The 10,480-nt window shown below is 56.8% G+C and carries 12 protein-coding genes; 10 read left to right on the forward strand and 2 right to left on the reverse strand.

Annotated elements, in window-relative coordinates:
* Positions 1-10 precede the first annotated feature (10 nt).
* The 10 genes from M7R55_RS04760 to prmA all read left to right on the forward strand — a co-directional run bounded on the left by M7R55_RS04760 (position 11) and on the right by prmA (position 8,129).
* Positions 11-1,441, forward strand: a complete 1,431-nt coding sequence (locus M7R55_RS04760) for a DEAD/DEAH box helicase (protein WP_298219010.1) — start codon at positions 11-13, stop codon at positions 1,439-1,441.
* A gap of 601 nt (positions 1,442-2,042) precedes the next feature.
* Positions 2,043-2,858 carry a septum site-determining protein MinD gene (gene minD, locus M7R55_RS04765; RefSeq protein WP_298218989.1) on the forward strand — a complete coding sequence of 272 codons (816 nt, stop codon included), beginning with the start codon at positions 2,043-2,045 and terminating at the stop codon, positions 2,856-2,858.
* A gap of 2 nt (positions 2,859-2,860) precedes the next feature.
* Positions 2,861-3,133, forward strand: coding sequence for a cell division topological specificity factor MinE (gene minE, locus M7R55_RS04770; protein ID WP_298218991.1), 273 nt, complete (start codon positions 2,861-2,863; stop codon positions 3,131-3,133).
* Positions 3,134-3,272: 139 nt separating this feature from the next.
* Entirely contained in the window at positions 3,273-3,821 is a 549-nt protein-coding gene (locus M7R55_RS04775; RefSeq protein WP_298218993.1) for a YeeE/YedE thiosulfate transporter family protein, read from the forward strand.
* 2 nt (positions 3,822-3,823) lie between these two features.
* Entirely contained in the window at positions 3,824-4,297 is a 474-nt protein-coding gene (locus M7R55_RS04780) for a DUF6691 family protein (RefSeq protein WP_298218995.1), read from the forward strand.
* A 3-nt stretch (positions 4,298-4,300) separates the two neighbouring features.
* Positions 4,301-4,723: an RNA-binding S4 domain-containing protein gene (locus M7R55_RS04785; protein ID WP_298218996.1), complete on the forward strand. Its 423-nt coding sequence runs from the start codon at positions 4,301-4,303 to the stop codon at positions 4,721-4,723.
* Between the two features lie 159 nt (positions 4,724-4,882).
* Positions 4,883-5,362 (forward strand): type II 3-dehydroquinate dehydratase, encoded by a 480-nt coding sequence (gene aroQ, locus M7R55_RS04790; RefSeq protein ID WP_298218998.1) that lies wholly within the window; start codon positions 4,883-4,885, stop codon positions 5,360-5,362.
* Between the two features lie 43 nt (positions 5,363-5,405).
* Positions 5,406-5,849 (forward strand): acetyl-CoA carboxylase biotin carboxyl carrier protein, encoded by a 444-nt coding sequence (gene accB / locus M7R55_RS04795; RefSeq protein ID WP_298219000.1) that lies wholly within the window; start codon positions 5,406-5,408, stop codon positions 5,847-5,849.
* 25 nt (positions 5,850-5,874) lie between these two features.
* Entirely contained in the window at positions 5,875-7,218 is a 1,344-nt protein-coding gene (gene accC, locus M7R55_RS04800; RefSeq protein ID WP_298219001.1) for an acetyl-CoA carboxylase biotin carboxylase subunit, read from the forward strand.
* Positions 7,218-8,129: a 50S ribosomal protein L11 methyltransferase gene (gene prmA / locus M7R55_RS04805; protein ID WP_298219003.1), complete on the forward strand. Its 912-nt coding sequence runs from the start codon at positions 7,218-7,220 to the stop codon at positions 8,127-8,129. Before accC ends, prmA begins: the two co-directional genes overlap by 1 nt.
* 89 nt (positions 8,130-8,218) lie before the next feature.
* On the opposite strand, the gene M7R55_RS04810 is transcribed toward prmA, so the two are convergent.
* The gene (locus M7R55_RS04810; RefSeq protein ID WP_298219006.1) at positions 8,219-9,499 is read right to left on the reverse strand and encodes a TlpA disulfide reductase family protein; all 1,281 of its coding nucleotides are present in this window, start codon (positions 9,497-9,499) and stop codon (positions 8,219-8,221) included.
* Between the two features lie 143 nt (positions 9,500-9,642).
* Positions 9,643-10,480: class I tRNA ligase family protein (locus tag M7R55_RS04815; protein ID WP_298219008.1), on the reverse strand; the 838-nt coding region annotated here is incomplete at its 5' end.

A 10,480-nucleotide genomic window follows, 5' to 3' on the forward strand; every position in this document is an offset into this window, starting at 1 on the left:
TGGAAACACCATGTCATTTGCTGAACTGGGCCTGATGCCCGAGTTGCTGACCGCGCTCGACGCCGTTGGCTATATAAATCCCACCCCCATCCAACGTGAAGCGATCCCGATCGTCTTGTCCGGGCGGGATCTTCTGGCCGCGGCCCAAACCGGGACCGGCAAAACTGCCGGCTTCACCTTGCCTTTGCTGCAACGGCTCGCCACCCTGCCCGTTCTGCATCCGGCGCCCAAGCATCGTATCCGGGCGCTCGTCCTCACGCCCACGCGCGAACTCGCTTCGCAGGTGGAAGAAAGCGTCAAACAATACGGCCAAAAACTGAAGTTAAGCTCGATGGTGATTTTCGGCGGCGTGAACATCAACCCGCAACGTGACCGTCTGCAACGCAAGCTCGACATCCTCGTCGCCACCCCTGGACGCCTGCTCGATCATGTCGGCCAGGGCAACGTGGATTTGGGTGGTGTGGAAATCCTGGTGCTGGACGAAGCCGATCGCATGCTCGACATGGGGTTCATCCGCGATATCAAGCGCGTGCTCGCCCTGCTGCCTCAGAAAAGACAGAACCTGCTGTTCTCGGCCACCTTCGCGCCGGAAATCAAAACCTTCGCCCAGAATCTGCTCGACAACCCGGCCAAGGTCGAAGTCGCGCCACAGACCACCACCGCCGAACGCGTCGAACAACGAATTTACCCGGTCGATCGGGATGCCAAAAAGGCCCTGTTGCAACAACTCATCGTGGACGGCGACTGGAAACAGGTGCTCGTATTCACCCGTACCAAACACGGCGCGAATCGTCTGGCCGAACAACTCGACAAGGACGGCATCCCCGCCATGGCGATTCACGGCAACAAGAGCCAGTCTGCCCGCGAGAAGGCGCTCGGTGCCTTCAAGGCCGGCAAACTGCGGGTACTGGTCGCGACCGACATTGCCGCCCGCGGTATCGACATCGATGCCCTGCCCCATGTAGTCAACTATGAACTGCCGAACGTGCCCGAAGACTACGTGCATCGTATCGGTCGTACCGGTCGCGCCGGTGCAGGCGGCGAAGCTGTCTCGCTGGTGTGCGTGGACGAGCACAAACTGCTGGCCGATATAGAACGCACCATTCGCCAGAAACTCGAACGCGTGATCGTGCCCGGCTTCGAACCGGACCCGAATGCCAAGCCCGAACCATTGCGCAAACCACAGGCCGCGCGCCAACCCCGCCGCGACTTCCTGCCGCGCAGCACCCAAGGTCATGCCGCCCAAGCACCCCGGTCAGCCGGTTCCCAGCGAGACGGTCAACCCCGTTCACCTGGTGGTGCCGCAGCAGGCAATCGCCCCCAAAGAGAGGGCGGCAGAGATACGGGCAATCGTTCCGGGAATAACTCAGGGAACAACCCCAGCAATCGCTCGCATACGGCAGGTTCCGGTCAACGCCGCCGGTCTTCTGGCAATGCCTGATCTATTTATAGGGTCAGTCTTCGGTCCCATCGACTTGGTTTAGCCGTTGCAATGGTGCTTCACGAAAACCAGGCATCATGCTCGGTTTCCGCTTGACACCTGCGCCCCATACACTGCAGGGAACCTTGAAAAACCCCAGCTTAAGGAAGGCACAAACCTAGTGCCATCCTAAATCCCCCTCGTTCCCCCTTTTACAAAGGGTCGGACACGGGATACGAACCGTCTTCGTGCAGACTTCAATTAATGTTCTAATCCATATCGAACCAAGGTAAATAAATCTGTTTGGGAATCCCCGATCAAATCAGAGCTTCCGTGCGGCACTTGGGAAGTGTCGCCATGAACGGTCACGTATGTGATTGTTCATGAACAAAATCAAAAATCACATTTTTTGATTTTCGCCCTCAAAAAACTCCAGGATGGAATTATTCCGCGCTTTTTTGGAAAACAATAAGCCAACCCGACAATCCCAAACATACCCAAACCACTACACCTCTCCAGCAAACCTTATGAATCAATCCTGATTTATGGCAGAATCAGCGGGGTTCCGGATGTTCCTTATTTTCGCGGCGCCTCGGTCAGAGGTGTGGGCAGGAGTTGATTTGTGACAAAGATTATCGTTGTAACTTCAGGAAAAGGCGGCGTTGGTAAAACAACGACAAGCGCAGCGATTTCCAGTGGCTTGGCATTAGCCGGCAAAAAAACCGTCGTCATCGATTTTGATGTGGGTCTTCGAAACCTTGACCTCATCATGGGTGTTGAACGGCGCGTGGTCTATGATCTCGTTAACGTCATCCAGAAAGAGGCCGGCTTGAGCCAGGCGCTGATCAAGCATAAAGAGGTCGATAATCTTTATGTTCTGCCCGCTTCGCAGACCAAAGACAAGGATGCACTCACCGAAGAGGGCGTGAAGCAGGTATTCGATGATTTGAAGGCCGACGGCTTTGAATACATCATCTGCGACTCCCCTGCCGGCATCGAGCGTGGTGCACAACTGGCCATGTATTTTGCCGACGAGGCGATTGTGGTCTCCAACCCCGAAGTATCTTCCGTGCGTGATTCCGACCGCATGCTCGGCATTCTCGCCAGCAAGTCACTGCGCGCGAAAAATGGTGAAACCCCGATTCGTGAATACCTGCTGATCACCCGCTACTCACCCAACCGGGTGGAGGCGGGAGAAATGCTTTCCATCGAAGACATGCTCGAAATTCTGGCCGTGCCGCTGCTGGGTGTCATTCCCGAATCACCCGCAGTACTCCAGGCATCCAACTCCGGTCGTCCGGTCATTCTCGACCAGACCGCCGACGCCGGACAGGCTTATCAGGATGCCGTCGCCCGTCTTCTCGGCGATGACCGGCCCATGCGGTTTGTCGAGGCTGAGAAAAAATCCTTTTTCAACCGCCTGTTCGGACGGGGGTAATCATGGGTCTTTTTGATTTATTCCGGGCACGTCCCAAGCCGACCGCACATCTGGCTAAAGAACGGCTCCAGATCCTGATCGCCCATGAACGCAGCCAGGGGCAGAATACCGACCCGGATTACCTGCCCAAGCTCAAAAACGATCTGCTGGATGTCATTCGCAAATATGTAGCGGTGCAAGACGACGCCGTTCAGGTGCAGATCGAACATCACGAAGGTGTCGACACATTGGAACTCAATATTGTCCTGCCCGATCGCAAGGAAGAATCGACCTGACAATACATTATTTGTTTTATTTATACCTAATAAAACTAATAGAGTAGCTCAATAGGCCAATGAAAATGTTTAGCGCGCGGATTCAACATCCACACGCTAAAGTTCAGTCATATCTGCAATCGCCCTTGAGGGTGCAAACATGACTTTATCCAACTTTGCCTGGCTAACCGATTCCCCAATCTTTTCAACCGCCCTGTGGCCCGCATGGGTTGCAGGAGGTGCCATCGGTGCACTCGCTTTTGCGCAACGCTGGCTGACCGACCAACCTTTGGGCTGTTCGGCTGCTTTCGGTAACGCCTGCGCGCGCATGGGCAGTCGCCTGCCACTGTTCCAGGGGCCTGCTCACAGCACCGCGACCGACTGGAAACTCTGGTTCCTGGTCGGCATTTTCCTCGGCGGGCTACTCGCAAGCCTCTCGACCGGCACATGGGCCGAACCGACACATTTCGGCACGTTTTACACGGCATTGATGCCTCATTCCGATGTAGGTCGCGTGTTGTGGTGGCTGTTCGGCGGCGTTTTGATCGGCATGGGTTCTCGTCTGGCCGGTGGCTGCACTTCCGGTCACACCATCAATGGCGTGGCCATGGGGTCACCAGCGAGCATTGTCGCATCCGCCTTCTTTTTCGCGGCGGCGGTCGGTACGGCGCAACTCGCCCACCACCTTCTGAACACATTCGGAGGTTGATCATGAATAACTCAAGCACCTTGATCCGCAACGGCAGCTTCCTGCTCTTCGGCGTAGTGTTCGGATTTTTGCTGAGCCGTGCCGGTGCAACCGATCCTGCGCTCATTGCCAGCCTGCTGCTGTTTGAGAACCTGCACCTGTTATGGGTCATCGCTACTGCTGTCGGCGTTGGCGCCGTACTCAATTTTCTCGCCAAGCAATTGAAATGGCGCAGTGTGGCGAGCGGTCAACCCATCAGCTTTCCGCATAAACCTTTCGTGCGCGCACTCATTCCCGGTGCCCTTCTGTTCGGTGTGGGTTGGGGCCTGACGGGAGTCTGCCCTGGAACCGCACCTGCCATGCTGGGCGAGGGCCAATGGTTTGTCGGCGTGATACTCATCGGCATCGTTGCGGGCACCTGGCTGGTCGGTTTTATTCATCACCTTCAACTCAGAAGACAGGTACAATCAAGGTCCGTCTCCACCACAAATCGTTAGTGCATGGTCCAACCCTCAGTCAAGGCGCGCCAGAATAATGAGCTCACTGAACAGCGCATCGATACTTGGCTCTGGGCAGCGCGTTTTTTCAAGACACGCTCCCTTGCCTCCACGGCCATCGAAGGCGGCAAGGTCGAAATCAACGGTCAATCATGTAAAAAATCCGGCAAGGTCATCCGAATCGGTGATGAGCTATCCATCGAACGCGGTGAAACCAAATGGGTTGTTACCGTTTCGGGATTATCCAAACAACGGGGATCGGCCACAGTAGCGCAAACCCTGTATTCCGAATCACCGGATCATCTGGCCGAACGACTGAAGACAGCCGAACAAAATCGCCAAAATCACCTGATGAACCCAAGCCGCGTCAAACCGGATCAACACACCCGCATTCTGCTTCGCGCCCTGCGAGGCAAGCCTTTATAAAGCACAATTCCCTCGATCTTGCGGCGATATGTCGAAATTACGCACTAAAATGACGAGGTCAACCGGCTGTTTAGTGGACATTCCACCGGTCACACGGCACAATGCCGACAACTTAAATTTCACAACATAAAAGACACCCGCGACAAGGAACTGCGACGCATGGCAACAATTCTGCTGCTGAACGGCCCGAATCTGAATCGACTCGGCTCGCGCGAGCCCGAACGTTATGGCAAAACCACTTTGAACGATATCGTTCAGCGGCTGGATGACCTCTGCCGACAGACATCGTCGACGCTTGAACATCTTCAAACCAATGCCGAACACGAGATGATCGAGCGTATCCATGCCGCCGCCGATGCCAGCGTGGATGGCATCGTCATCAATCCTGCCGCCTGGACGCACACCAGCGTCGCGTTGCGTGATGCCCTGCTCTCCACGGCCATTCCTTTCGTCGAAATCCACATCACCAACATTCATGCCCGCGAATCCTTCCGCCAGCACTCCTATTTTTCGGACATCGCGATCGGTTCAATCGTAGGCTTGGGCGCCGTCGGCTATGAACTGGCGCTATTCGCCTTACTGAATCATCTTGGCATCCCCCGCAGCACGCTGTGGACGCCCACCCTGCCACCCGCCTGATTCCCGCTGAACTCAGGCCAAACTCATCTGGAGAAGTCCATCCATGGATATTCGTAAAATTAAAAAACTGATCGAACTGCTTGAGGAGTCGGGCATCGCCGAAATCGAGATCCGCGAAGGCGAAGAATCCGTGCGTATTTCTCGTGGTCTGATTGCTCAGGCCGCGCCGGTCCAGTACACTCTGCCCGCTGCCGCGCCGGCATCTGCCGCACAGTCTCCCGCCGCCCAACCCGCAGTCGCGGATCAGGCCAAGGGCACACCGATCAAATCACCGATGGTCGGCACCTTCTATCGCGCGGCCTCGCCCACGGCGAAACCATTTGTCGACGTCGGCAGCAGCGTCAAGGCTGGCGACACGCTTTGCGTCGTTGAAGCCATGAAAATGTTCAACCAGATTGAGGCCGAAACCAACGGCACCATCACCGCGATTCTGGTCGAGAATGGCCAGCCGGTCGAATACGACCAGCCTTTGTTCATCATCGAATAAGCCAGCGCGTTTTAGAGGTTTTGCCATGCTGAACAAAGTATTAATCGCCAATCGCGGTGAAATCGCGTTGCGCATCCTGCGTGCCTGTCGCGAACTCGACATCAAGACCGTCGCCGTCCATTCCACTGCTGACCGCGACCTAAAGCACGTTCGCCTTGCGGATGAATCGGTCTGCATCGGCGGCCCCCGTTCGAACGAGAGCTACCTGAACATCCCTGCGATCATCGCGGCGGCAGAAGTGACCGATTCGGTCGCCATCCACCCCGGTTATGGATTCCTGTCCGAGAATGCCGATTTTGCTGAACGAGTCGAGGAATCCGGTTTCATCTTCATCGGCCCGACGGCCCAGAACATTCGTATGATGGGCGACAAGGTCAGTGCCAAGGAAACCATGCGCGCGGCCAATGTACCCTGTGTACCGGGTTCCGATGGTGCCTTGGGCGATGATCCGGATGAGAACCTGCGTCTTGGGCGTGAAGTGGGCTATCCGGTCATCATCAAGGCAGCGGGTGGTGGTGGTGGTCGCGGAATGCGCGTGGTGCATACCGAAGCGGCCCTACTGCACGCCATCGACATGACGCGTAGCGAAGCACAAGCGGCGTTCAATAATCCGCAGGTGTACATGGAAAAATTCCTTGAGCACCCCCGCCACGTCGAAATCCAGGTACTTGCGGACACCCAGGGCAATGCGATCTATCTGGGTGAACGCGATTGTTCCATGCAACGCCGCCATCAGAAAATCATCGAAGAAGCCCCCGCACCAGGCGTCACGCCGGAGCAACGTGCCGAGATCGGCGCGGTATGCGTGGCCGCCTGTCAGCGCATGGGCTACCGCGGGGCGGGCACGTTCGAATTCCTGTATGAAAACGGCAACTTCTATTTCATCGAAATGAATACCCGTTTGCAGGTCGAGCACACGATCACCGAAATGATCACCGGTATCGATCTCGTCAAGCAGCAACTGCGTATTGCGGCGGGCCTGCCACTTGAGATCACGCAGGATCAAGTCCGCCTGACCGGGCACGCCATCGAATGCCGTATCAACGCGGAAGATCCGGCCACGTTTGTGCCGAGTCCGGGGAAAATCACCAACCTGCATTTTGCAGGCGGACCGGGTGTACGCATCGACTCGCACATCTACAACGGCTATAGCGTGCCGCCCTACTATGACTCGATGATCGGCAAGCTCATCACGCATGCCGACACGCGCGACCAGGCGATCCGCCGCATGGCCGGTGCGCTTGACGAAATGATGATCGATGGCATCAAGACGAATATTCCCTTGCACCGTGATCTGATGGCCGATCAGGCCTTTATCGAAGGCGGCACGGATATCCATTATCTGCAAAAGAAACTGGGTCTGAACTGATGTCCGAATCGTCTACAATGAGTCCGGCCTGGCAGCGACTGAGCCTGGACGTCCCCCAATCCGATGTCGAAGCCTGCGAAGATGCCCTGCTTGAAGCGGGCGCAGTCTCCGTTTCGCTGGAAGAAATCGGCGACGAGCAGATTTATGAACCCAAACCGGGTGAAACGCCGCTCTGGCAGCGGGTTCGCGTCGCGGGTCTTTTCGAAGGCCATATCAGCCCGGCAGACATTATGGGGCAGCTGCATGGCCTGCTGCGGCCATCCCTTCTGAGTGATTTCGATCACGAATTCATCGAGGAAACCGATTGGGTTAGGCAAACTCAAGCGGATTTCGCCCCCACTCATTACGGCGATGGCCTGTGGGTTACGCCCCATTGGAGCGACGCACCTACCGAAGCCAAAACCGTAGTGCGGATCGATCCGGGTCTGGCCTTCGGCACCGGGCAGCATGAAACCACGTCCCTGTGCCTCGACTGGCTCGATGCCCAATCACTCAAAGGGCTACGTGTCCTCGATGTGGGTTGTGGCTCGGGGATTCTCGCGCTGGCAGCCTTGATGAAAGGCGCATCGGTTGCCTATGGCACCGATATTGACCCACAGGCACTCAAGGCCAGCCGGGACAATGCAGCCCTCAATGACATTCCGGAAGATCGCCTCTGGCTCGGCCTGCCGGAAGAACTGGGCTCAGCAGAAAGATTCGACGTCCTGGTCGCCAATATCCTGGCCCAGCCCCTGATCGAACTCGCGCCCATCCTCGCCCCCCATATCAAAGCGGGCGGACGCTTCGCGCTGTCTGGCATTCTCAATTCGCAAGCCGAAGCCGTGGCCGCACAATGGATGGCGCAGGGCCTGACGATCGATGAAATCGAATCCCGGGGTGACTGGTCGCGAGTCTGTGGACATCGGGGTTAACCCACTACCCGGCACGCCCCCGAATCATGGATGGTTTTACCGGGGGCATCAGGCTCAGGGGAAAGCCCCCCTTCTTCCCCAAACCCTGATCAATCCGGCTCAGCAATCAATTTGCGGATTTTCGCTACCGCATCCGGCTGATCCCACTCCGCGCCACCAAACAAGGCGTAACGAATCCGTCCCTTCCGATCGATGAGGTAGGTGCTCGGATAAGCGTATACCATCCATGTCTGCACTGCTGTCCCTGCCGGATCGGTCAGAATGGGGAAGTTGACCGGGTGCTGCTTGATGAAAGCATCGATTGCGGCGCGATCCTCGGCCAGATTGACGGCAAGAATCTCGAAAGGCTCGCCTTTCAACAAGGTTTTCAATCGGGTCATCGAGGGCATTTCATGCACACAGGGCGGGCACCAACTGGCCCAGAAGTTGAGCAATACCACCTTGCCCCAATAATCTTTCAAGTCAATTGCTTGCCCCCGCAAATCCATGAGATCCAAAGCTCTGTTCTGCGGACCCGAATAGGGCTGAAGTTCGGTTGATTTTGTCTGCTCGACTGCCACCGGGGCCGACGTTTCGACTTTACCCGCTACTCTCGGTTCGGTCATATACCCGGCCAACAATGATGCAGCCTGAGTGATGCGCGACGACAGCGCCTTGCCTTGCGCCTGCTCGAACGCAGTGGCATCGGGCCGGAAATAGAAACGATCGCGCACGTCCGGCAGCAACTGCGTAAACACGGTGCTCCCGGATTTTTCCAACTGCTGTTTCAATTCCATAAGACGCCAGCGCCAGGGAGATAGTACGGCCTGCATGACAAACACAGGCGCATTGAATGCAGCAACTTGTGGCCAATAACGGGCAGGTTCACCGGGCACAGGGGTGTTGATATAAAGATTCGGGTTAATGAAGACAAATCCAACACCCTGTTGGGGTGTGGATTGCAGCGCGACCCACCCCCGAACCGCCAGTTCGGCCGCCTTGTTGGGAGCGATCACAATCAAGGGCAGATTGTCAGCCTTGGCTTTACTGATCAGGCCACTGATCCATTCGGTTGGCACCTTGTCGACAGCACTGGGCGTCGGCGACAGAAAAAGCGGTTCGTAGAGATCGACAAACCAGCTCTCGAAACCGCGCGCGCTCAATTGCTCAGCCATCTGTTTCTCGGCCGGCAAAATCCCTTGCTCGGAAGGCAGCCACAACAAACGCATTTTGGGTGGCTTTTGGGCGGCCACAACATCAATTACAAGCGGCGTGTCCATACCCGGCATGGATAGCTCGGCAGCCATGACAGAACTCGAAAACACCGCGCATAACAGCAGCAGCCAGCGCAAGTGCACCGTGAAAAAAGCAGATCGAACTGTCTGGTACATAGAAAATCTCGGTGGATCAATGGTCTATTACACATTGCTCAACTCCGGCCGGCCGAACGACAACCCGCCACCATGGCAGAGTTGCCCTTGCGTATGACGCAGCCATCCTTCATGGCCGAGGTGTGGTTACATTCTCCCCAAGCTCAAAGCCGTTCGATCCGCAGCCGTTGTGCCCGTAATTCTCCAAGGCTGGTTTCGAATTTCTCCGCTCGCTCCCGTTCCTGCGCGACTACCTGCGCCGGGGCACGATCGGCAAAACCCGGTGCATCGAGCTTGTTACGGGATTTGGTCAAATCGGCTTCGGTCTTGGCAATTTCGCGCTCAATTCGAGCCAATTCCGCTTCCTTGTCGATTAATCCCGCCAGGGGGATGTGGATTTGCAACTCGCCAACCAGTGCCATGGCCGCCTCGGGTACAGTCTCCCCCTCACCCAATGGGGTAACACGCCCAATCCGACCGACAGAATTCAGCAACGCACCAAATCGCTCAAACCGGGCGATCTCTTCAACGGTGGCATGCGTTACCAGCACGTCGAGCGACTTGCTGGGCGCTATGTCCATTTCGGCACGAATACGGCGCACACCCAGAATCACATTTTTCAGCCACTCGACCGACTCGATCGCATGGGTATTGATTTTGCTCTCGTCCGCCAAGGGATAGGGACGCCCCATGATGCTATCGGTTGACGACCCGTCCGCCAATACCATCGGTGCCAAGCGCTGCCAGATGGCCTCGGTGATGAACGGGATGATCGGGTGCAGCGCGCGCAGCACCGCGTCCAGCACCACCAGCAGGGTGTGGCGGGTGGAGGCCGCGGCATCGGCGTCGTCACCGTTCAATGCAGGCTTGGACAGCTCCAGGAACCAGTCGCAGTACTCGTTCCAGACGAACTCGTACAGCGCCTGCGCCAGCAGGTCGAAGCGGTAGCTGGCGAAGTGCTGCTCGACCTCGGCCAGGGTCTGCTTCAGGCGCGTGAGGATC

Origin of the sequence: Halothiobacillus sp. (genome assembly GCF_027346185.1) — a bacterium.
Lineage (GTDB): Bacteria > Pseudomonadota > Gammaproteobacteria > Halothiobacillales > Halothiobacillaceae > Halothiobacillus.

Bases quoted from the DNA above. Each gene is read 5' to 3' on its own strand.
- M7R55_RS04775 (WP_298218993.1), top strand. From the start codon at position 3,273: ATGACTTTATCCAACTTTGCCTGGCTAACCGATTCCCCAATCTTTTCA.
- M7R55_RS04810 (WP_298219006.1), bottom strand. From the start codon at position 9,499: ATGTACCAGACAGTTCGATCTGCTTTTTTCACGGTGCACTTGCGCTGG.
- accC (WP_298219001.1), top strand. From the start codon at position 5,875: ATGCTGAACAAAGTATTAATCGCCAATCGCGGTGAAATCGCGTTGCGC.
- M7R55_RS04785 (WP_298218996.1), top strand. From the start codon at position 4,301: ATGGTCCAACCCTCAGTCAAGGCGCGCCAGAATAATGAGCTCACTGAA.
- prmA (WP_298219003.1), top strand. From the start codon at position 7,218: ATGTCCGAATCGTCTACAATGAGTCCGGCCTGGCAGCGACTGAGCCTG.
- minE (WP_298218991.1), top strand. From the start codon at position 2,861: ATGGGTCTTTTTGATTTATTCCGGGCACGTCCCAAGCCGACCGCACAT.
- aroQ (WP_298218998.1), top strand. From the start codon at position 4,883: ATGGCAACAATTCTGCTGCTGAACGGCCCGAATCTGAATCGACTCGGC.
- M7R55_RS04760 (WP_298219010.1), top strand. From the start codon at position 11: ATGTCATTTGCTGAACTGGGCCTGATGCCCGAGTTGCTGACCGCGCTC.
- M7R55_RS04780 (WP_298218995.1), top strand. From the start codon at position 3,824: ATGAATAACTCAAGCACCTTGATCCGCAACGGCAGCTTCCTGCTCTTC.
- accB (WP_298219000.1), top strand. From the start codon at position 5,406: ATGGATATTCGTAAAATTAAAAAACTGATCGAACTGCTTGAGGAGTCG.